At 47.5% G+C, this 20,911-nt stretch carries 21 protein-coding genes; 11 read left to right on the forward strand and 10 right to left on the reverse strand.

Annotated features, from left to right (window positions below):
- The first annotated feature begins 53 nt into the window (after window positions 1-53).
- Genes ABEW32_RS12725 through ABEW32_RS12735 form a run of 3 tightly spaced genes read left to right on the forward strand, consistent with a single transcriptional unit; the run spans window position 54 to window position 3,680 of the window.
- Complete coding sequence (locus tag ABEW32_RS12725; protein WP_430188189.1) at window positions 54-1,010, forward strand: ABC transporter permease; 957 nt, start codon at window positions 54-56, stop codon at window positions 1,008-1,010.
- 14 nt (window positions 1,011-1,024) lie between these two features.
- Entirely contained in the window at window positions 1,025-1,963 is a 939-nt protein-coding gene (locus tag ABEW32_RS12730) for a carbohydrate ABC transporter permease (RefSeq protein WP_430188191.1), read from the forward strand.
- A gap of 37 nt (window positions 1,964-2,000) precedes the next feature.
- A complete protein-coding gene (locus ABEW32_RS12735; RefSeq protein WP_430188193.1) occupies window positions 2,001-3,680 on the forward strand; it encodes an ABC transporter substrate-binding protein in 1,680 nt (559 codons plus the stop codon).
- A 221-nt stretch (window positions 3,681-3,901) separates the two neighbouring features.
- Here ABEW32_RS12735 and ABEW32_RS12740 read toward each other — a convergent pair whose 3' ends face one another.
- The gene (locus ABEW32_RS12740; protein WP_430188195.1) at window positions 3,902-5,872 is read right to left on the reverse strand and encodes a glycosyl hydrolase; all 1,971 of its coding nucleotides are present in this window, start codon (window positions 5,870-5,872) and stop codon (window positions 3,902-3,904) included.
- 511 nt (window positions 5,873-6,383) lie between these two features.
- Here ABEW32_RS12740 and ABEW32_RS12745 point away from each other — a divergent pair.
- Window positions 6,384-7,112 (forward strand): GNAT family N-acetyltransferase, encoded by a 729-nt coding sequence (locus ABEW32_RS12745; RefSeq protein WP_430188197.1) that lies wholly within the window; start codon window positions 6,384-6,386, stop codon window positions 7,110-7,112.
- 86 nt (window positions 7,113-7,198) lie between these two features.
- On the opposite strand, the gene ABEW32_RS12750 is transcribed toward ABEW32_RS12745, so the two are convergent.
- Together ABEW32_RS12750 and ABEW32_RS12755 are read right to left on the reverse strand one after the other, a co-directional pair.
- On the reverse strand, window positions 7,199-7,960 hold the full coding sequence (locus tag ABEW32_RS12750) for an SDR family oxidoreductase (RefSeq protein WP_430188199.1): 762 nt from the start codon (window positions 7,958-7,960) through the stop codon (window positions 7,199-7,201).
- 206 nt (window positions 7,961-8,166) lie between these two features.
- Window positions 8,167-10,596: a UvrD-helicase domain-containing protein gene (locus ABEW32_RS12755; RefSeq protein ID WP_430188201.1), complete on the reverse strand. Its 2,430-nt coding sequence runs from the start codon at window positions 10,594-10,596 to the stop codon at window positions 8,167-8,169.
- A 117-nt stretch (window positions 10,597-10,713) separates the two neighbouring features.
- Between ABEW32_RS12755 and ABEW32_RS12760 the strand changes: the two genes are divergently transcribed.
- The 3 genes from ABEW32_RS12760 to ABEW32_RS12770 all read left to right on the forward strand — a co-directional run bounded on the left by ABEW32_RS12760 (window position 10,714) and on the right by ABEW32_RS12770 (window position 12,607).
- The gene (locus ABEW32_RS12760) at window positions 10,714-10,905 is read left to right on the forward strand and encodes a hypothetical protein (protein WP_430188202.1); all 192 of its coding nucleotides are present in this window, start codon (window positions 10,714-10,716) and stop codon (window positions 10,903-10,905) included.
- Window positions 10,906-10,907: 2 nt separating this feature from the next.
- On the forward strand, window positions 10,908-11,753 hold the full coding sequence (locus ABEW32_RS12765) for a zinc-ribbon domain-containing protein (protein WP_430188203.1): 846 nt from the start codon (window positions 10,908-10,910) through the stop codon (window positions 11,751-11,753).
- A gap of 65 nt (window positions 11,754-11,818) precedes the next feature.
- Entirely contained in the window at window positions 11,819-12,607 is a 789-nt protein-coding gene (locus ABEW32_RS12770; RefSeq protein WP_430188487.1) for a TrmB family transcriptional regulator, read from the forward strand.
- An 8-nt stretch (window positions 12,608-12,615) separates the two neighbouring features.
- On the opposite strand, the gene ABEW32_RS12775 is transcribed toward ABEW32_RS12770, so the two are convergent.
- Window positions 12,616-13,248 (reverse strand): NUDIX hydrolase, encoded by a 633-nt coding sequence (locus ABEW32_RS12775; protein WP_430188205.1) that lies wholly within the window; start codon window positions 13,246-13,248, stop codon window positions 12,616-12,618.
- Window positions 13,249-13,420: 172 nt separating this feature from the next.
- Here ABEW32_RS12775 and ABEW32_RS12780 point away from each other — a divergent pair, with 172 nt between their 5' ends.
- Both ABEW32_RS12780 and ABEW32_RS12785 read left to right on the forward strand, forming a co-directional pair.
- Window positions 13,421-13,714: a hypothetical protein gene (locus ABEW32_RS12780; protein ID WP_430188207.1), complete on the forward strand. Its 294-nt coding sequence runs from the start codon at window positions 13,421-13,423 to the stop codon at window positions 13,712-13,714.
- Between the two features lie 76 nt (window positions 13,715-13,790).
- Window positions 13,791-14,492 (forward strand): histidine phosphatase family protein, encoded by a 702-nt coding sequence (locus tag ABEW32_RS12785; RefSeq protein ID WP_016819533.1) that lies wholly within the window; start codon window positions 13,791-13,793, stop codon window positions 14,490-14,492.
- A gap of 82 nt (window positions 14,493-14,574) precedes the next feature.
- On the opposite strand, the gene mscL is transcribed toward ABEW32_RS12785, so the two are convergent.
- A complete protein-coding gene (gene mscL / locus ABEW32_RS12790; protein ID WP_430188208.1) occupies window positions 14,575-15,069 on the reverse strand; it encodes a large conductance mechanosensitive channel protein MscL in 495 nt (164 codons plus the stop codon).
- A gap of 152 nt (window positions 15,070-15,221) precedes the next feature.
- Between mscL and ABEW32_RS12795 the strand changes: the two genes are divergently transcribed.
- On the forward strand, window positions 15,222-15,665 hold the full coding sequence (locus tag ABEW32_RS12795; protein WP_045245048.1) for a carboxymuconolactone decarboxylase family protein: 444 nt from the start codon (window positions 15,222-15,224) through the stop codon (window positions 15,663-15,665).
- Window positions 15,666-15,684: 19 nt separating this feature from the next.
- Window positions 15,685-16,641: a sigma-70 family RNA polymerase sigma factor gene (locus ABEW32_RS12800; protein WP_430188209.1), complete on the forward strand. Its 957-nt coding sequence runs from the start codon at window positions 15,685-15,687 to the stop codon at window positions 16,639-16,641.
- A 58-nt stretch (window positions 16,642-16,699) separates the two neighbouring features.
- On the opposite strand, the gene ABEW32_RS12805 is transcribed toward ABEW32_RS12800, so the two are convergent.
- From ABEW32_RS12805 to ABEW32_RS12825, 5 genes are all read right to left on the reverse strand, one after another.
- Complete coding sequence (locus tag ABEW32_RS12805; protein WP_165178889.1) at window positions 16,700-17,038, reverse strand: DUF4870 domain-containing protein; 339 nt, start codon at window positions 17,036-17,038, stop codon at window positions 16,700-16,702.
- 144 nt (window positions 17,039-17,182) lie between these two features.
- The gene (locus tag ABEW32_RS12810) at window positions 17,183-17,866 is read right to left on the reverse strand and encodes an MOSC domain-containing protein (protein WP_430188210.1); all 684 of its coding nucleotides are present in this window, start codon (window positions 17,864-17,866) and stop codon (window positions 17,183-17,185) included.
- Window positions 17,867-18,301: 435 nt separating this feature from the next.
- Window positions 18,302-18,583 carry a transposase gene (locus tag ABEW32_RS12815; RefSeq protein ID WP_430188212.1) on the reverse strand — a complete coding sequence of 94 codons (282 nt, stop codon included), beginning with the start codon at window positions 18,581-18,583 and terminating at the stop codon, window positions 18,302-18,304.
- Between the two features lie 30 nt (window positions 18,584-18,613).
- Entirely contained in the window at window positions 18,614-19,765 is a 1,152-nt protein-coding gene (locus ABEW32_RS12820) for an MGDG synthase family glycosyltransferase (protein WP_430188213.1), read from the reverse strand.
- 43 nt (window positions 19,766-19,808) lie between these two features.
- Entirely contained in the window at window positions 19,809-20,846 is a 1,038-nt protein-coding gene (locus ABEW32_RS12825; protein WP_430188214.1) for a serine hydrolase domain-containing protein, read from the reverse strand.
- Between the last annotated feature and the right edge of the window lie 65 nt (window positions 20,847-20,911).

Below are 20,911 nucleotides of genomic sequence, written 5' to 3' on the forward strand. Positions count from 1 at the left end.
GGGCTGAGACTCCCCTCTGTTTTATGATGGATTTTAAGAGAGGGGATGAAGAAATGAAAGCGGTAACAGCAAATTCGGAAAACGTATACAAAAAACCGAAGAGGAATGCTTGGAAGGTATTTAAAAGCCAGAGGTATCTTTACTACATGTCTATTCCGTTTGTTATTTGGGTCTTTATCTTTCAGTATTTGCCGCTATGGGGCTGGACAATGGCATTTCAGAAATACAGACCCGGTTTGAGTTTTTTTGAACAGAAGTGGGTGGGCTTGGAGCATTTTCGTACTTTGTTCCAAGATGATCATTTCTACCAAGTACTGCGGAACACGCTGGCTATGAGTCTTATGGGACTGGTCGCTGGTTTTATTGTACCGGTTGTCTTTGCTCTGCTGCTCAACGAGGTCCGTATTCAGGTTATAAAACGATTTGTTCAGACCGTATCTTATCTGCCGCACTTTGTTTCATGGGTGGTGGCAGCAGGCATTGTCACCAAAATGCTTTCAGCGGATGGCGGTGTCGTAAACGATATGCTCATGGGTCTAGGCATCATCGAACAGCCGATCCAGTTCATGGCCCAAGGTAAATTATTTTGGTGGGTTGTAACTTTCGGAGACATCTGGAAGGAAACAGGTTGGAACGCCATTATTTATCTGGCTGCCATTGCCGGTATTGGTCCTGAGTTATACGAGGCCGCACGGGTGGACGGCGCTAGTCGATTGCAGCAAATGTGGCACATTACGCTGCCGAGCATCCGGCCGACCATTATTATTCTTCTAATTATGTCTATTGGTCATCTGCTCGGTACGGGATTCGAGAAACAATTTCTGCTGGGCAATCACCTGGTCATTGATTACTCTGAAGTACTTGATTTGTATGCGCTTAATTACGGTCTGGCGATGGGACGTTACTCCTTCGGAACAGCCATTAATATTTTCAATTCGGTGATAAGCCTGATCCTGTTGTTTACGGCTAACGGAATCTTTAAGCGCTATACCAACGAGAGCATTATGTAAGGAGGAGAAATGACATGGAGGCTGTCAAAAGCACTACGCCGGCCAGCGGATTAAACAACAAGCTTCAGGCCAAATCGCCACAGGACAGAATTCTGGAAGCCGTTGTTTATCTTTTCATGATTGTGGTCACCATTCTGACGATCTACCCGTTCTTAAATGTGCTAGCTATCTCTTTTAACGATTCGGTAGACACCATTAGAGGTGGGATCACCATCTGGCCAAGGCAATTTACGTTGAAAAATTACGATTTGATTTTCACCTATGAGGGGTTAATCACTGGATTCAAGATTTCCTTTCTGCGAACCGTCATTGGCACCGTAGCGGGCTTGGTCAGCGGCTCAATGCTTGCTTATACGCTTGCACGAAGTGATTTTCAAGCTAGAAGGTTTATCTCCATCTTTCTTGCTGTCACTATGTATGTTTCTGGCGGGTTAATTCCAGGTTTCATCCTGATGAAGGAACTGCATTTAATTGATACATTTGCCGTCTATATTTTACCAGGTCTTGTAAGTGCGTTTAACGTCTTCATTATTCGTTCCTTCATTGACGGTCTACCCTACGCGTTACAGGAATCGGCTAAGCTGGACGGTGCCAATGACTTCACGATATACTGGCGTGTTATTCTTCCTCTTTGCAAACCGGCATTAGCGACAGTAGCGCTCTTCTTGGCGGTGGGGCAATGGAACTCTTGGTTTGATACTTATCTGTTTAATGGGTCCAACGAATCGTTGACAACCCTACAATATGAATTGATGAAAATCTTGCAAAGTACGACAACAAGCGCCACCAATTCCCAGGACGCTGCTAATATGGCGGAGCGTATGGCACAGGTTTCGCCGGAATCCGTCAAAATGGCAATCACCATCATTGTTACCGTGCCGATTCTTATCGTGTATCCTTTTTTACAAAAATATTTTGTTAAAGGTATGACGCTTGGGGCGGTAAAAAGCTAACACAAGCAACATTCATTATAATGGGAGGTTTTGCTCCATGAAGCTAAGAAAACATAGAATGGTTGTATCTTTCGTAATGTCATTAACTTTAGTCGCGTCCCTTGCAGGGTGCGGCGGTAGTAAAGCGTCTGAGGATACCAAGGCCGTAACAACAGGAGACATTACGCTTACTTATTTTTCGGAAGATTCTAGCACAAATTGGAATAACATGAGGGATGAAGTCGGTAAGGTCATCGCTGAAAAAACCGGAGTAACTCTAGATGCTGAATTCGCCGTGGGCGACCCAGTACAGAAAATTTCATTGATTGCAGCCACAGGAAACTATCCTGATTTAATCGCTGCTAAGGCGGATGTCGGCAAACTTGTCGATGCTGGCGCAATCATTGATTTGACAGATTTGATTGACAAGCACGCACCGAACATCAAAAAAATGCTGGGAGACAAGCTTGTTCGAACGAAGTACAGTTTGGATGACCCATCGATCTATGTGATTCCGACCTGGTCCGCTGTCGAGGAGAAGAAAATCAAACCTGACGTAGGATTTAAACTCCAGCATCGTGTCGTCAAGGAAGCGGGATACCCGGACATTCGTACGGTACAGGATTTTGAAAAAGTCATTAAGGACTATATCACCAAGCATCCGACGGATGAAAATGGCAACAAAAATATTGGATTGTCCCTGAATGCCGACGATTGGCATATGTACCAGGTCACGAACTCAGGATTTCAAACGACCGGGGGACCAGACGACGGTGAATACTTCATTGATCAAAAAACACACCAAGCGACTTATCATTTCCGCCGACCGGAAGAAAAGGAATATTTCCGCTGGTTGAATCACATGAACTCCATTGGATTGCTGGACCCAGAAAGCTTCGTGCAGAAGACAGACCAGTTTAAGGCGAAGGTAGCTTCAGGACGTGTACTGGGCTTGGCCGATCCAGAGTGGGACTATGGCGACGGACAAAATGCACTGAAAGCAGAGGGCAAATTCGACCAAACGTACGGTCATTATCCAGTCACCATGAGCAAGGAATATAAGGATACCAATTTCTGGTTGCCTGGCTTTGATGGGGGATATGGAATCTCGATCTCTAGCAAGTGTAAGGACCCGGTACGAGCTATCCAGTTCCTCGACTTTTTGGCATCGGAAGAGGGTCAAATCCTGAATAACTGGGGAATTGAAGGCAAACATTATACGATTAAAGATGGCAAACGGACGATTATTCCAGCTGTACTTGAGCGGATGAACAATGACAATGCGGCTTTCCAAAAAGAGTCCGGGATCGGTCTATATTGGAATTTGATGGTCCATTATGGTGACGGCATCAAGGACTCAACCGGCAACTACTTCACTCGCAGCTATCCAGAGATTCTGACAGCGACTTATAACAAGTCCGAGAAGGAAGTCCTAAAGGGCTATAAGATCGAGCACTGGAAAGATCTTTTTCCAAAGGAAGAGGAATTTCCGCCTAGAGCATACGGGGCAGCATACACGATGTCTCTTCCCAATGACGATCCGGCTGTTATCCTCGGAGCCAAGATGAAGGATATTACATGGAAACGGATTCCCGAAGCGGTCATGACCAAGCCGGAAAACTTCGACAAGGTTTGGGATGCCTACATGGCAGAACTGGAGAAAGCCGGAGTACAAGAAATGGAACAAGCTTTTACCAAGCATATTCAAAACCGGATTAAGCTATGGTCCACCAACTAATTCGTTTTGCATAAAAGAACAGGACCGTCTCCTTTCCAGCAGGAAAGGAGACGGTCCTGTTTTATATTGGTTTGCCCTAGATTACAGTTGCTCTAGGCACAAACAAACAGCGGCTACCCCGGATATTTTCTGAGGTGGCCGCTGTTATCGAATCTGATCACATGCCCAAAGTCCGAATATCCGAACTCTTACGTAGATACGGTAATTCCCGTAAGAGCGCCTTACTCCGCTTTATCCTTGGATAAAGTAAACAGGTCTTGAGGAAGCTCCTCCCTCGTGATCACGTATTCGCTGTTGAACACTTTTATGAGATGATCCAGGGAGTTATATTGTCCATTGCGTATGAAGTCACCTGTCCATGTGGTGAAGAAGAGCCAATGGGCTGAATAGGCTTGAAGCAATTCGGGATCGCCAATCGGACCGTTTTCGGACAGACCAACAAGCTTCTTGCCTTGCACGAGATTCACCAAGCTGTCATACTTGCCGATACTCGGGCTGTAATTAGCCGCCTGGTTGTAGATATCCACACTTACAATATCGACGACATCGTCTCCTGGATACCACTCGGGGCTCTCGGAGTTCCATACCCAGATCAGGTTGTTCAGGTGATGGTAGTTTGTTAGGCGGTCGTACATGAGACGGTACAGCTGCTTGGCGGAGTCTGGGCCCTGGGCTCCCCACCAGAACCATTTGCCCTCCGCCTCGTGCAGTGGTCTCCACAGCACCGGAACGTGCGCGTCTTGGAGGCGTTTCAACTGAACGGCAATGGCATCGATGTCCCGTAGCATAAGCTGATACTCTTCCGACTCGGGATGACTAAGCGCATATTGAACGTCGAATGTAGTAGCATCCGTGTAAAACCCGCGCCACCATTCTTTACCGGGAATATCATGCAGTCCCTTAGGAGCATTCCAGTGCCATGCGAATGTGACAAGTCCACCTTCTTGGGCCCATTGAATTGCCTTTTCTACCTCAGTTGAGGTGGCACCATGCTCGACGCGAGAGGGGGAATAATCCATCAGGTCCGTTGACAACATAGCAGGATACTTGCCAGTTTGTTCTTTAATCCACTGGGCATCCTCAAGAGTGTGCTGACCGGAAAGAATGTGGCTGCCGTAACTCTTGACGAGATAACTCATGAGTGCCTTGGTTTCCGCAGTTGCGTTCGGATTAACCGGTTTTTTCTCAATCTGATGCAGTTTCGGGGGGATTACTGCTGACAGCTTGATGTAGTCGATATGATATTGCTCCGAGTCGACATTGAACTGTAGGGTGTTGTTTCCCGATTTCAGCATCAATTTGCCGCCGGATACCTCTGTGTAGCTTGCTGTTGTCGGCAGCGATATTTCGCTGGTCTGGCCATTGACCACCAATTGGGTCTTTTTATCTCCATTAGGGTTACTGTAACCGATTGCAAGATTGTAAAGCCCGCTTGAAGCTACGTTATAGGTAAGGGTTAGTGACCCTGTGCCTTTAAAGGCTGCATAACCGGTACCAGAATAGCCTGTATCAGCAGCTTCTATGCTGACCTCACCAGTAATGACTCCGTCTTCGGCTTCAATTTTGCTAATTGTGGCAGGCAGATTGGCGAATTCCACCTTCACGTATTCGATCCCATAATATCCCCAGCCTCTTGAAAACGTAAGCTCGTTTGTGCCGGCATTCAGCATGACCTTGGTTACCATTTTCTCGTTCACCGCCGCATCTTTCGGAGGAGCAGTCAGCGTTATGCTTTCAGCCATGGTGCCATTGACCTCGATGCTCGTATCCTTGGAGCCGGTGCCTGCTGGAATGTAGTAGCCGAGGCTTAGCTTATAAAGGCCTGCTGTAGGCACGTTCACTTTAAACGTAGCCGTCCCGTCAGACTTGCCAGAATTTTCATCATAGTCATAAAAAAAGGATACATATCCATCGCCTTTATAAAGCGTATCGCCGGTATAGGGTATATCCCGTTTTTCTACGCCGTAGCCTTGAAGAATTGCATCTTTGGAACTGACAACGATAGGGTATGAATGGTTATTAGTGGGTAAGCTTTGACTTGTATTCATCGTCGTTTGGTCTTCAGCATCGGTGACCAAGTGAGCTGATTCTGCTTTTGCTAAGCCTGGGATTAAATTGAGAGATACCAACAAAAAGGATAAGACAACAAAGCTGAGAATACCAAAAAACCTCTTTTTCCATGGATCTGGCATATGACTCACTCCTTGAATTAGTAGATGTTACCGCCTCAATTGATTTACAAAGTATATTGCAGAAAACGCTTTCATTAGTGCGTACATATGAAGCACACTTTGAAGTAATCGATGGCGGGTGATTAAAAACCAGCTTGCACTTTTAAGCATTTTTTCTTCCCTTGTATGCGTTTTCAATATTTGGTATTAGTTTTTGAGTACCTCACCTCTCTTTAATTTCATCATAAATTAGAGGCGGGGCAGGAACCATACAATGAATTTCGGAGAAAATCATCCTTAAATTATGGATTTTATGCTTCGGCGGCAAACAATCCTCATATTTTCAAAATGTGTAACCCAGGATTTTAAGGTTATAGGGGATAAGCGGGAGGAATAGTTTCAATTTGTGGTATCATGCCAATAGGAATACTACCTACATGGCAATGAAAGGGACTAATACATGATTTCTCATCGATTGCTTACCTACGAAACTATTAATTCATTAGCGGACCAGATTCATAGGGGTCAACACTTGTTATTCTATAGCTATTTAACTCAACGTAAGGAGCAGGCTCAATTCGTCGGTCAATATGTAAACGACAAACTGACAGCGGTTTTGGCATACTTTTGGGGGCTATCGTTTCCTGCATTTTCCTTCTATTGCATAAACAGGGGGAGGCTTGATTTTCCAGCACTTATTGCTTTTACTGAGGAAACCATTCAACTTAAGAAAAATACCGTTTGTGGAACAATCCTGTGTGATCGAGACCTACAACTTTTTCAGTCTTATGGTCTCATAACGGGTAATCCACAACGTTTCTTAACGATGAAGCATATGGATTCATCGAGACTGCTCGACTCCAACTGGGCTGAGTTAGTTAAGGAAAATGACTTATCAGATATAGTAGATTTATTGCGAAATGGAGGCATGAAATTTTTTACGAAGAGTGAACTCGAACAATATCCTTTCCTTGGGATCAAGGAAGGTGATCATTTTACTGCCGTAGGCGGCTTCCACTTTTATGATTCTAAGCTTGTGGAGCTCGGAAACATATATACAAGCCCTGCTTACAGAGGGAAAGGACTAGCAAAGCATTTGGCGAGCCAACTTACCCAATTGGGCAGATCGCTTGTATCAGATGTCTATCTAGGAGTACTGAAGGAGAACCAAGCAGCTGTACATCTCTACAAGGACTTGGGCTATGAGGTCACGGCTGAACAGGCTATTGTTGATTTTAAACTATCTATTGGTTCGAACTAGGCCAGACTTTGCTTGATTACAATATGGAGAAAAACTCGCCCTATATAGTGGCGAGTTTTTCTTTTTATATCAATCTCATAAGCGTGTTATTCAATTGAGTTTTTCGTTGCCTTATACATATTTTCTACGTGTTCGTCGACTTCATTTCGTGACATGTGTAAGCGAGCCACAGAAGTACCATATCCGATTTCTGTTTTGCCCTCTTCTAATCCTTTGAAAACTCCATCTGCGAAGGCATCTAATGGTTCTCCATGCGTATGCAGCCCAGCTCCACCTAAATCTGTATTCACTGCCGGAGGGACAATTTCAATTACCTCTACAGACGTATCAGAAAGCTGGTGTCTTAGGCTGATTGTAAAAGAATGAAGTGCCGCCTTCGTTGCTGAATAAATCGGAGCAATTACAAACGGCGTAAAGGCTAACCCAGAAGTGACGTTAATGATAGTCGCCTCTTCTTTTGTTGCAAAATACGGAGCGAATAACAGGGATAGATGGAAAGGGGCTTCAATGTTAGTTGTGATTTCTTTACTGAAATAATCCCAATTGCTTTTTGCATCCATTTTTAGCACGTTAAAGCGTTGCTGGATACCGGCGTTGTTAACTAACACATTTACTTCCGGATAGCTGGCTGTCACCCAATCCAATAATGCTATACGCTCGGATTCAATATTCAAATCACTTACATGAGTAATAAGGCTAGGCAATTTCTCTTTCGCTTTTTGAAGTACATGTTCACGTCGTCCAGTAACAATGACTTTATTGCCAGCTTTTAAAAATCGTTCTGCAAAAGCTAATCCTATTCCAGTACTTCCACCTGTAATTAGTATTGTATTTCCTGAAAGTTTCATTATATGTTCCCTCCTTTTAGGAATCAGTCATCAACGAAATTTTAGCTAGAACAAATGAAGGATTAACCTAGATCAAATTATATACAAAAAAACGGCAGGCAAGGATTTTATTTTCATATCCTAGTCTGCCGTTTTTTGTTTTATTTAATCTGTCCAAAACTTATTTTCGCAAAGAACAGTTCCATCCTGCTATCCGCGCTTTGCACTTATCTGGCCGGGATGTTGCGCGTTCCCTCTGTCATTGGGGAGGAGCAGAGCGGACACACCGGCGGCGTGTTTGCACTGGCCCCTGTTGTTCGGCGGCCACCCACGGTGTCGCGCCGCATCCACGCCTTGCAGGCGGCGTCCGTGCATTTCCACACAGGCACATTGACGCGTGGCTCTGTCTGTGACCGAGCCGCCGCCGAGGCCGCCCGTGTAGTGGCGGCTGGGGTTGATCCCGGTCTGCTGCTCACACGGGTTACCGCGCCTGAAGCTGTCGAACCACCGGCGCGGCTGCCATACCCGGCAGTATCTCTCGATTGGCCAAAGCTGCTGCGACGTGTGTCCGGTTTGGAAGCCTCAGGGGGAGTGACCCCATAGGCTTCCAGCAGGAAGCGCGACACGGCAGCAGGCTTGCCGTGATTCGAGGCAGGGGAGGTGATATATAGCAGCTCCTTTGCCCGGGTGACGGCTACGTAAGCGAGGCGGCGTTCTTCCTCCAGCGCAGCATCGTTATCCACAGCCGTTGTGGGAGCGGCGCCTGCCCGACGATCCTCCGGCAGCTCGCTGTGTAGGGCCGAGCTATGCGGCAGGATGCCTTCGCTGGCTCCGATCCAATATACGCAAGGGAACTCCAGTCCCTTGGCGCGGTGGATCGTCATGAGCCGAACAGCATCGCTGTCTTCCTCTCTGCGCAGCGATTCCATCTGGCGGTGGCGCTCGGAAAGCTCGTCCGCAAAGCTGACGAAGGCCTCTACCGTGTCAAAGCGTTTAGCTGCCGTTTCGAGCTCCTCCAGACTTTCTTGCATCGTTTCCTTATAATGTGTCCATGCGCCCGTATCGCCGCTTTCCAAATATTTGTCATAAAAGACGCGCCGCATTTCTTGAATGGCATAGGCAGGCTTCATGGTAGTGAGACTGCGAATCAACCGAATGCGTTCTTTCACCTGTTCACGCTGAAAATCACGTAGTCGATCCCAGCGGCTGAGGTGGATTAGCGGGTATTTTTTAGCCTGCTGCTTCTCTTCACGCATAATCCATTCCATTCCGGCCTCACGAGAGACATACAGCGGTCCAAGGGTGCTTGGAATAGATTCCATTCGCCGGGGATTCAGCGACAAACGCAAGTGATCCATTAAGGGACGAATCAGAGATTGATCGTAAAATACGGCTCCCGCTCCGTACTGAATAAACGGTACATCCCGCATAATTAATTGCTCAAAAATAGATCGGCTTCCACTGGCTGTCCGGTGCAAAATAGCAATATCCCGATAGCGAAGTCGACCTTCCTCTACCTGCCCTAGCAGATGAGTAACGATATGTCCTGCTTCTTCCTCAGGCCCGGATGGGGTGGCGAACTGTGGCGCCAAGCCTTCACGTCCGGCAGCCGAAAGACGTTTGGAGCGGCGATGGACATTTTTGGCGACGATGTTGGAGCCGAGCCCCAAAATGCGCGCATCACTGCGATAATTAATATCAAGGGTGATGACTTTTGCATCTTTATAGACCTTGTCAAACTCCAAAATGGATTCCTGGCGTGCTCCGTTAAAGGTATAGATCGTCTGGTCATCATCTCCGACGACCATTAGATTACGGTGCCTTGCAGCCAATCGTTGCACCATTTCGTATTGCAGGGCATTCGTATCCTGAAATTCATCGACCATAATATAGGAAAAACGCCGTTGAAGCGGCTGAAGCACATCCGGGTCACGCAGGAGAACGGAGGCACGCAGCAGAATATCGTCAAAATCCATTTTATTGCGCTCCTGCTTCCACGCTTCATAGGCGAGCATGGCACGCTTGGCATCCGCCTCCTCGCGCATAGTCTCCGGCAGCTCGTTTGCGCTACGCCCCTCCGCTTTCCAGGCGGAGAGGGCGGACAGTAGGCTTTCCGGCTGGAAAGCCTCACTCAGTCCAAGCTGGCGCAGCATCATTTTCATAACGGTATGTTGGGCCTGCGTTTCGCCGAACACTTCATCTTGCACACCGCGATGCCGCAGCATCGCCAAAGCGAATGAGTGGAAGGTACGCGCCTGTACTGCACGTGCAGCGGCAGGTCGCACACCGGGTAAACCTGCGATGCGCAGCTTCATCTCGGCAGCTGCCTTGCTAGTGAAGGTCACCAGCAAAATGGACGATGCCGGGACATCCCGCATCGCCATAAGGTAGCCTGCACGGGCTGCCAGCACCGTGGTTTTGCCGCAGCCAGCCCCTGCCAGGGTCAGAAGGGGGCCTTTACCATGGCGTACGGCTTGAATCTGCGGACGGTTGAGATGGATGCCCGCGTCCTCTATAGCACGAAAATAGGCCGCGTCTTGGTCGGTGTCAGGCACCAGTGTGATACTGGTATCCATAGAAGCCCGACGTGCCTGAGGGATTGTCGTTGAATAAGGAACCCCGATAGGTCGGGGGTAAAATGCAGGATTTGGGTTCATGATCCTGAAACCCCTTTCGTTCTTAAAATCTTCCATTTTCACAAATGGGGGTAGTTTTTGGTATGATAGAGTTCTAGTCAGCTATAGTTAAAGATAAGAACAAGGCAATAGGCTAAAATGATGCTGATTTCATGCGGATCTAGAGCTAGAGCGTCAGGACGTCAACATATTGACTCCAATGCCTACAGCCTTCAAACAGGCGATATGACCGCATTCCATTATACAGGAGTTCGAGGCTTGCCAACAGAAAAAAACTTTGGGATATACGGACGGTACAGTGAAATCCGGCTGGATATGGGGAGGAAATAACGATGAAGCTGATTCAACGTATAAAGGAAGGCGCTAATCGCGCAACGGAAAAGGCGCAGCATGCTGTCGAAATTAGTAAGATCAATTCGCAAATTACAACGATTCAGCAGGAAATGGATGTACACTTCTTACGAATGGGTCAAATCTTTTACGAAGGCTACCGGGCATCCGATATGTCAGTGGCTGAAACCGAGATGACACAGCTATCTACTGCTTGTGATGAGCTTCAGGATGAAATTGATGAGCTGCGCAGTAGAATTGCAGAATTGAAAAATGCCCATTTATGTGCCTGTGGTGCGGTTGTGCCGCTGGATGCGAACTTTTGTCCCAAATGCGGACGCAAGTTAAATGGAGGTCAGGCTGCCTCCAAGCAAGTAGCGGCTGTGCGGGAAGAGGTGCCAACAGACGCCTATTCTTTTGATCTGCGCAAGTCAGAGGTAGTGAAGGATGCTGTGCCTGCTTACACGGAGTATGCAGAGGATGAAGTCATTGATCGGCATGAACAGGATGAGCAGTATGAAACGCATGATCCAGCGGAATTAGACCGCAATTACACAGTGTCTGATTTCACTCCAGAAGAAAAGGCGGCATTCGACGAAGAGTGGGAGCGCCGTCGTCAGGAAGAACTGGAGAGAGAACACCACCGTCTTGAAGAATTGGAACGTGAGCGGGAGCGTCAGGAAGAGCTGGACGAGCGCATTCGATATTGGAAGGCCAATAATTCCTTGGGGGAGAAGCCAACAACGCCGTCTACGCAAATACGCGAAAATGTAAAATGTCAAATCTGCACAGCAGAACTACCCAAAGGCTCCAAATGGTGCCCGCGCTGTGGAGCTGAGCAGATTTGACGCAGCCGAACAGGCTGCCGCAGGACACAGACCTAACGCCGGGCAGCATAGGGGGAACAGAACATATGGAGCGTTTGCTGCAACATCTGCGGAATCTGGGTTTTACAGAGATGGAAGCTAAGGTGATGGTCGAGCTTTCGAGACAAAATGCGGCGTCCGGCTATGAAGTGGCTAAGCGTTTGGGCGCATCGCGTTCCAACGTGTACGCGGCTTTGCAGCGTTTGGCCGGGCAGGGATACCTTAGAGCCAGTGCGGGAGAGCCTGTACGCTACAGCATGCTGCCGCCGGGTGAGCTGACCCGGATGATTGAAGGGCAGATGCGGGAATCCCTGCTGGCGGTGGAGAAGGAGATGCCACGAACAGAGCCAGCCAAGCCGACCTTTTATAACGTGGAAGGTGACCGGAAGGTGCTGGAAAGCCTGACACGCGAGCTGGAACGGGCAAAGCAGGAGATTGTGTTGGATTTGTGGCGTGAGGAAGCCGAACTGCTGCGGGAAGCGTTGAAAAAAGCCGAGAGTCGGGGTGTGCGTCTGTTATGGTCCTGCGACAACGGGGAAAGTATGTTGGGACCGTGGCTATCGCATGCGTCTGGTGCAGACGGCCAGGAACCGTCAGGGCGCAAGTTTTCCTTTGTTATTGATCGGCGTTGGTGCATGTTGGGGATGCGGGGAGAGAATTGCCCGACACAGGCGCTTATTACCGAGCATCCGGTGATGACAGGTTTGCTGCTTGATCATTTTGCCCAGGATCTTATTTTGTATGAGCTGGAGCATGATATGGGCAGCGAGCTGTCGACCCGATATGGCTGGCGGTATGAAGGCATTGTCGGCAAATATATGTCAGCCGGAGAATAGGTTAAGGATTATTGTGAAGGAAGTTTCATTAGAGCCCGGCATACAGATGTAATATAGCCCGCTTGATGAGGCACGAATTGATCGGATGTAATCAGGCGGCGAGTTTTTTCCGGGTTCGACCCCGACGTAATACCTTGGGCTTCGATAAATGGAATATGGCCTTCAAACAGGGCCAGTGCTTGGTTGAGGTCTGCTTCGTACAATCCGGCTACTTCCTCCTGCTGAAGACGATAGGCTTCCAGGGGCTGGTTGGACAGCAGTCCGAACACCGAGCTGACCTCCCGATCCCAAAAAGAGGTGCCCTGTGCAGTACCTTTACTTTCATACCGAACGGTCATTAGCGGTGTTAAGGACGTAAAGGGAACTTGAATGCCCAGTTCTTCTTCCAGCTCGCGAGCCGCCTGAGACATATCTTCGCCTGAAGTCAAATGCCCTGCTGCTGTAATATCGTAGCATCCGGGAAAGGTGTCCTTTGTATCCTGGCGCTGTTGGAATAGCAAGCGGCGGCCTGCCGAGGTATCTCGTGCCAACCAGCAGTGAAAGGTATGGTGCCAGTAGCCCTTCGCATGTGCTTCTTGTCGGGAAGCTGTGCCAAGGGGGTTGTCTTCATCGTCATAGATATCCAGAAGCTCGCTAGTCATCGTGATTCCTCCTATACTATGCAGAAAATCAAAGTCTACTTTATAGTATAACGTGTTTTCCGCCCTGACGATATGATGGTCGATGTGGAATGTGGAGTAGCTTTTGGGGTATGCTGGGAACATGGGGATTTGTGCCATAACTTAGATTTATGATTGAAAGGAGCGATTTTACATGGAATGTATTGTACATTTCCGAGTTATGCATCCAGAGGAGCCCAAAGAACTGCGCGGGCTGATTATGCTGGAAAGCGGGGGCAAGCCGGGGATTGACCAAATAACAGATATGTTCAAAAATATGGGCTATGATGTACGTCCAGACAATCCGGAGGAATTGATTTTTAAACCAGTCGATGCCAGAGCGGACTATACATATATCCGGGTTATTGAGCTGGATACGGGCGAAGAAGTTTACCATGAAGACAGGGATTTACGCGCGATTTTGGAGAATTTGCTCAATAAACATTAATTGAAGATCAGGAGAGCTGATTTATTGATAGAGATGAAGCGATCCTTTCGCCATTCTTAGGAACGGAGAACCAATAATGAGATTGTATATTATCCGTCATGCAGACCCCGATTACCCTAACAACACCATCACGCCGGAGGGGCATTTGGAAGCTAAGGCATTAGCCAAACGGCTATCCAGTCACGGACTGGACCGTATTTACGTCTCTCCGTTGGGGCGGGCTTTAGACACGATGCGCTACACTACCGACTCTCTCGGTATGACATATGAAGTGGAGGACTGGACGCAGGAGCTGGCACTAAAGCTGGAGGATACTCCATACGGCCGTCTTTCCCATTGGGATTTGCCTGGTGAAGTGATTCGTTCTGGGTCGCCCCTGCCGACTCATGACTCTTGGAAGGAAATTTCCTATTATCAGGGGACGCAAAGTCCCGAAACCTTCGAGCGACTGAAGGTTCATTCTGATGAATTCCTGAAGCGGCAAGGCTTTGAGCGGGTGGAGGGCAGGTACCGAATTCTGAAGCACACGGAAGATAGGGTAGCCGTATTTTGTCATGGCGGCTTCGGGCTAACCTGGCTTGCACATCTATTGGAATTACCGCTGGCTTTGGTGTGGTCTGGTTTTTGGATGCCGCCTAGCTCTGTAACCACCATCTTGTTTGATGAACGCTCCAAGGAATGGGCAGTTCCACGTTGCATTGGCTTCGGGGATGTCTCCCATCTGTACGCAGAAGGGTTGCCTGTCAGACCGCGGGGTATTATCACTAACTTCAACTAATAGACTTTCTACCAAGCTAAAACGGCTTAAGACGATATACCGTCTTAAGCCGTTTGTTGTATTGATAGGAGTGTAGGATGAGCTAGAGTGACTCCACGAATCCCTCTAGCTTGGATGTGCAATGTGCACAGCGGGTAGCAGCTATAGGAATTTCGGACAGGCAATGTGGGCATTCCTTGATCGTTTTTTCCTGAGGAGGTTTTTCTTCCTCTTTGCGCTTCAGCATGTTAATCCCTTTGACCAGCATGAACACACAGAAGGCCACGATCAGGAAGTCTAGCAGTACGTTAATGAACTGACCATAGGCGAGGACTGCAATCCCGGCTTCTTTGGCCTGTGCCAGTGTCTTGCGTGTGCCGTCAGCATTTAAAGGATCGGCAGCTTGTAGAGCTACATACAAGTCTGGAAAATTCATACCACCCAGAAGTTTACCAATCGGAGGCATAATAATATCGTTTACTACAGAAGTGACAATCTTGCCAAACGCTCCACCAATGATAACACCGACCGCGAGGTCAATCACGTTACCCCGTACAGCGAATTCTTTAAATTCCTTGATAAAACCTTTTCCGCTCATTGTGAGTGTACACCTTCTTTACATAAAATCATTTATCTATAATACATGCTATGCCTACTGAGGGCAATTCCAAATTGATGTATTGTACTTTGTCACAAAACCACATGTTCATTTGTCTTCTATATGTAAACCAATAATGGAGGCGATGTATCGTGAGTTTAAGATTCAATCACAGAGCAGTGAGCCCTAGTACATTTAAGGCTATGATGGAGATGGAAAAATATATTTCCGGTCGTTTTACAGACAAAGTATTGTACGAACTACTGAAAATTAGAGTATCCCAAATCAATGGTTGTTCCTATTGTCTTGATATGCATGCAAAAGATTTGCTAAAACTAGGGGATTATGCTGACCATATTTTGCAGCTTGCTCTATGGCGGGAGGTTCCTTTGTTCACGGAAAAAGAACGTGCTATGCTTGAATTAGCAGAAGCGGTCACTCATATCTCCGAGCAAGGGGTACCTACAGACTTGTATAATCGGGTCAGAGAACATTTTAGTGAGGAAGAATACGTAGATTTGATCACGGCAATTAATGTGATCAACAGCTGGAACCGGATTGCCATAGCGACCGGGATGTATCCAGGCAGTCTTTAATGAACAGGGGGCTACGCTTTTGATTGGCAAAGAACAAGGGATTGAGCAAGAATCGGTGGATGTAAGTCTGGAGGAGCTGTATCAGAAATATCGCAAATATTCTTTTGCCATTGCTTATCGCATGCTTGGAACGGTTACGGATGCCGAGGATGTCGTTCAAGACTGCTTTGTCGAGCTGGAGCATAAGCCCCTGAATGATATACAGAACCCCAAAGCCTATGTAGCCAAAATGACAATGAATCGGTGTCTGAATCTACTGAATTCTGCGCGCAAGCAAAGAGAGACGTATGTAGGACAGTGGCTGCCAGAGCCGCTGGGCGAGAGTGCAGATCTCCCTGCCGATTGGTTAGAACGTAAGGATATGATATCTTACGCATTTTTGGTTCTGCTGGAGCAGCTAAAACCGATGGAGCGGGCTGTTTTTGTGCTGAGAGAAGCTTTTCAGTATGATTATAAAGAGATTGCGGAATTACTGGGCAAGACCGAGAGCAACTGTCGCCAGTTGTTCAGTCGATCCCGTCGTATTCTATCTTCCGGAGAATCTGCTCCTGAAGCTCCAATCAGTCCTAATATAAATGACTCATCCCGGGTAAAACTGCTGGAACGTTTTACAACTGCTTTTCTCACCTACGATGTGACTTCCATGCTGGAGCTATTGGCAGAACAGCCTGTATTCGTATCAGATGGTGGAGGTAATGTGCATACTGTCATGAGACCGATGGTTGTTCACAAAGGCGTTCTCGCCCTGCTGACCTCTCGTCGAGTACTAACCGTTTTACGAGAAAGAGATGTAGTCCACACCATCATCAATGGTGAGGTTCAGCTGGCATTTCTGAAAGACGGCGAAGTGAAAGAAACCCTATGTCTCAGACTGACACCGGATGGGCAGCATATTCAAAGTTTTTATTTAATGGTCAATCCAGATAAGTTGGGATACATTCATATAATGTCAGAAGAAGCAAGCGTAAAAGAATGAACTGCCCAAATGGAAAAAACCTTGAATCCTTGTTTAGGATCAAGGTTTTTCGCCATTTTTATAACTGACGTGCCTGATGAAGGGCCAGATCACCCACCCAGGGAAGCTTGAGCCATTTTCCTTGTCCCGCGCGAATTAACAGGATAATCCACAAAGCAAGGCTGGCCAGGGTTAGCAGGGAGGCGAGGAAAGGACCGAGTAGCGGAATGAATCCGACCAGCACATGTCCGATCATGAGGGCTACAAAAAGAAGTATGGATTGCAGTGCGTGAAATAAGACAAATCGGCTTTTCTTTTCCAGCATGACAAAGGCCAGCGCGCCAATAAATGCGAACAAATAGCACAGGACAGCTGCTATATTTTCGTCCAATCCTGTGGAAGACTTATAGACTGACATGGAAGGCATATCCCCCTTTGTAAATGATTCAAGCTACGTATCCGTACTATACAAGCTATGAGGACAGGATTGAAGGATATGCCCGATCTCGGTAAAAAAGTTAGCTCTACACAAAACATACTAACTCATTGAACCACTTCCACCTTACGAATTGCCCGATAGTCTTTCCCGAGAATCCTTTTCAGTTCCCGCCAAACGTTTTAGAAACGTATTTCTCCAGTTTACGGACAATTCTTCCACTTCGAGAATTTGTTTAATACCCTCGATATGATCCTTCTCTTGATGCATAATTCGATTGGCAAATGAAACCGTAATTGCTTTCGGATGGCGATGAAGGAGGGATAGTCCGTCGGCTTTAGAGGCAACTCCCTCTTCCAGAACGCGGAAGTAGAATCCCGTGTAGCCTGTTTGCTGTACCTTCAAGGGCATGTCCGGTACGTCGTACTTGATGGACAACTTGTAGCAAGGCTGTCTCGGCTGGCTAACTTGAACGATAGCTTTGCCAAGCTTAAAGACATCTCCAATGCAAACGTCGGATTCTAGCAAACCCTTTATCGTTAAATTTTCCCCGAACGCGCCGTAATCGAGCGGTCTCCGCAATTCATTTTCCCAGAACGGGTAGTGCTCGTAGGGATAGACACATACAGCTTTCTCGTTACCCCCGTGATGAACTAGATCGCCCTGCCCATCCCCTTCGAAGTTTAGATAAGATAAATACAGATTTTCATCTGTGGCCGACTTGAATATCCCCGTAGAAACGTCCTTCTGATTAAACCGGATCTGCTTGGGCATGCCGACATTAAGAGAAAGGATTTTAATAGATGCCATTCGGATCACCTCTACTCTAAATTTTGGTCAACGAGTTTCGTTAGATGCTTCTACATTCACGTTCCTGTTCCGCTTTCATCACGGCCATGCTGACTCCGCCTTTTACATTTCGGTGATTTATCTTTTGACTCTGTTCGTCTTCGTTTCCATTTTACACTCCTCCATGCGCTATTTGCGAATTAGAGAATGTGTATAAAAATGCGAAAAAGGCTGAACGAAAAGGATTCGCTCAGCCACTCACATGGTTACACACAGGTTTTGCACATACTGTACGCACTTTATCCACCGCATATTAATGTTTATCCACAAAAACAACACAGTTTATACACAAATTGTGCACAAACTGTAGACAATATTACGATAATACATAGTTTACGCACAGGATATACACAAATTATCAACATATTGGGATTAACTGTGGATATACTTCCTCAATTATCGATCACCACGTTGTAAACGACGGCGCGGATGTGTGATTTTACCCATTTTATTCTTGTCATCCTCTTTGGGGATAAGTCGTTCGTCAGTACGTCCTTCATGGTGGTTATCAAAGGCGTATTCAGTCATTTTCCACTCGGAAGTACCCAAAACAACATCAGAGGGAAAGTGCTGGCCTCTGTGCAAATGCTGCTCATGTCCATCCTCATCCACATAAATACCATCCACTTCTACCTTTTCACCCGTTAGCGGGAGTAAATCCTTTCCTTTGTGTTCCATTCGTATCCCCTCCGTCTGGCTTATTCTTCGTTAATTTGTCCGAACGGAGGTTCTTTTATCCACAAGCTGCTGTAAAATGTCCTCGGCAATCAGGTCTGCGGGATGAGGCTTGCGGAGTAACTTGATCGCCTGCTTCATTTCCTCGGCAAGAGAAGGGGTGGAGACCAGATCCAGACAATGCTGAATCAGTTCCTCGGTTGTGCGAGCGATGCGGGCAGCTCCTTTTTGCTGTAAATACAGAGCATTATTTAGTTCCTGACCGGGGACGGGCTTGAACACCAGGATAGGCAAGCCGGATGCGATGCTTTCCGAGAGTGTGATACCGCCGGGTTTTGTAATCACCAGACTGCTTGCACGCATAAGTTCCGGAATGTAGTCCACGAATCCATAGGTGCGAATGTGGGGATGGTTAGCATACAGCACATCCAATTCTGCTTTCAGCTGCCGGTTGCGTCCGCAGACGATCAGTAGCCGCAGCTGCGGAAGCTGGCTTAAATGACGACAGATTTCCAGTATGCCAGATAACACACCATAGGCACCTGCCATAATGAGCAGTGTAGTTGTCTCAGCCTGTAACGGCGGGATTATCTGTGGATGATCAGGGGATTCGCTGGCAGATAGGTTATAGAAAGAAGCGTGAATCGGAATTCCAGTGGCCGCAATACGTTCAATAGGTATTCCACGCTGGGCGGCTTCCTGCTGAAGATCTTCAGTGGCTACATAGTAGCGGTCGATATCGGGATGCAGCCAGCGCCCATGCAGATCGAAATCTGTAACCACATTGACAATAGGCAAATTCATTCCCATTTTGCGGCGTAATGCCGGCAGAGCGAGCTGTGGAAACGTATGAATTACGAGATCCGGACGCTCCTTTTTCAAGGTGAGGGCAAGTTGGCGCATTCCGAATGAATGCAACACATGGCCAAAGGCCGATTTAGCCTGCATACCGCGTGTGACGTTATAGACCCAGCCGTAAAGCTGTGGAATCGTTTTAAAGCTTTGCATATATACAAATTTGGTCAGCCCATTCAACCACGGATGAGATTCAGCCATCAAGTCGAGTAGTTGTACCTCGCAGTGTCCGAGTCTTCGCAAACTATCCATGATTGCCCGGGCGGCCTGCACGTGGCCTTCCCCGTAGCTGGCGTATAATATTAGAATTTTCGGTGCTGAGACTTCCATGACTGTTTAGCCCCCTATATTCAATAAGCACATGAAGCTCATTTCAGGAACGTTCCAAGTTGAGGGAGGATACGGCTGGCAAAACGTAACGCTCTAGCAGTGTTCGTGGGTTTTTCCAACGGCTCACCTTGCTGTCTGCTGTAAATACCACGACTGCATGTGCTTCCGGTATAAGATAAATTTGTTGTCCTCCATGTCCGTGCGCACACGCATAGTCGATACCGTGGATTCGTCCAGTCCACCATTGGAATCCGTAATCCCCGAATTCTGGATAACCTTCAATCTGTCGCTGTGTCGCCTCATGCAGCCAATCGGCTGGAATTAGTTCTCTTCCGTTCCAGATGCCTTGATGAAGGCAGCAATCGCCGAATTTAGCCATATCACGTGACGTCAGATACAGTCCGATGTGGCCCATGGTGTAGCCTTCTGGATCTTGTGCCCAGCCACTTTTCCCGAAACCTAGCGGTTCAAATAAGTGCTGGAGAGCATACGTATAGGCGTCAATTCCACAGCAACGAGTCAGCAGCACAGACAACAGATGCGAATCAACACTTCGATATTGGAATACGCCAATTTGATCCTCCTGTACAGGTAATCGTAGGGCAAAGGACGGCCAGCTTTTACTGCGATGAAAACGGTGGATAAAAGCTTCACCGAGCTTTTTGCCTGTCCGCCAATACAAGCCCGACGTCATGGTCAGCAGATGGCGAATCGTAATCCGTTCTAGCAGTGTTTCCTTCCGCTTGGGTAAATACTCAGGCAACAGCTTATGCACAGCGGTCTCTGGTCCAGGCATATCTCCGCGTGCCATGGCAATGCCGACGAGCGTGGAAGTGAAGCTTTTGGTCGCGGAACGCAAATCATTCAAAGTGCTTGCTTCATGACCGTTGTAATAGCGTTCCCAGATCAGCTTGCCGTGGCGAAGCATTAGAAAGCTGTGCATTTTCGGGAATTTGGCTTGGATTTCGTGGTCTGCCTGATCAAGCAGGGAGGAATGAATGCCCTCCTCTTCACAAGTTCCAAGGTTCAGCGTAGATAGACGGGCAACAGGTGCAGTGAACAGCGGAGCATAACGGCTCATCCATTTCCCTCCTTGTTATGTTTATTTATTTTACCCCAAACACATACGCTCCAAAAGCCGATAAA

The sequence above is a fragment of the Paenibacillus jamilae genome (assembly GCF_050482105.1).
In the GTDB taxonomy this organism is placed as follows: Bacteria; Bacillota; Bacilli; order Paenibacillales; family Paenibacillaceae; genus Paenibacillus; species Paenibacillus jamilae_B.

Coding starts and splice junctions, on each gene's coding strand:
- ABEW32_RS12725 (WP_430188189.1), top strand. CDS start 54: ATGAAAGCGGTAACAGCAAATTCGGAAAACGTATACAAAAAACCGAAG.
- ABEW32_RS12730 (WP_430188191.1), top strand. CDS start 1,025: ATGGAGGCTGTCAAAAGCACTACGCCGGCCAGCGGATTAAACAACAAG.
- ABEW32_RS12735 (WP_430188193.1), top strand. CDS start 2,001: ATGAAGCTAAGAAAACATAGAATGGTTGTATCTTTCGTAATGTCATTA.
- ABEW32_RS12740 (WP_430188195.1), bottom strand. CDS start 5,872: ATGCCAGATCCATGGAAAAAGAGGTTTTTTGGTATTCTCAGCTTTGTT.
- ABEW32_RS12750 (WP_430188199.1), bottom strand. CDS start 7,960: ATGAAACTTTCAGGAAATACAATACTAATTACAGGTGGAAGTACTGGA.
- ABEW32_RS12755 (WP_430188201.1), bottom strand. CDS start 10,596: ATGAACCCAAATCCTGCATTTTACCCCCGACCTATCGGGGTTCCTTAT.
- ABEW32_RS12760 (WP_430188202.1), top strand. CDS start 10,714: ATGATGCTGATTTCATGCGGATCTAGAGCTAGAGCGTCAGGACGTCAA.
- ABEW32_RS12765 (WP_430188203.1), top strand. CDS start 10,908: ATGAAGCTGATTCAACGTATAAAGGAAGGCGCTAATCGCGCAACGGAA.
- ABEW32_RS12770 (WP_430188487.1), top strand. CDS start 11,819: ATGGAGCGTTTGCTGCAACATCTGCGGAATCTGGGTTTTACAGAGATG.
- ABEW32_RS12775 (WP_430188205.1), bottom strand. CDS start 13,248: ATGACTAGCGAGCTTCTGGATATCTATGACGATGAAGACAACCCCCTT.
- ABEW32_RS12780 (WP_430188207.1), top strand. CDS start 13,421: ATGGAATGTATTGTACATTTCCGAGTTATGCATCCAGAGGAGCCCAAA.
- ABEW32_RS12785 (WP_016819533.1), top strand. CDS start 13,791: ATGAGATTGTATATTATCCGTCATGCAGACCCCGATTACCCTAACAAC.
- mscL (WP_430188208.1), bottom strand. CDS start 15,069: ATGAGCGGAAAAGGTTTTATCAAGGAATTTAAAGAATTCGCTGTACGG.
- ABEW32_RS12805 (WP_165178889.1), bottom strand. CDS start 17,038: ATGTCAGTCTATAAGTCTTCCACAGGATTGGACGAAAATATAGCAGCT.
- ABEW32_RS12810 (WP_430188210.1), bottom strand. CDS start 17,866: ATGGCATCTATTAAAATCCTTTCTCTTAATGTCGGCATGCCCAAGCAG.
- ABEW32_RS12815 (WP_430188212.1), bottom strand. CDS start 18,583: ATGGAACACAAAGGAAAGGATTTACTCCCGCTAACGGGTGAAAAGGTA.
- ABEW32_RS12820 (WP_430188213.1), bottom strand. CDS start 19,765: ATGGAAGTCTCAGCACCGAAAATTCTAATATTATACGCCAGCTACGGG.
- ABEW32_RS12825 (WP_430188214.1), bottom strand. CDS start 20,846: ATGAGCCGTTATGCTCCGCTGTTCACTGCACCTGTTGCCCGTCTATCT.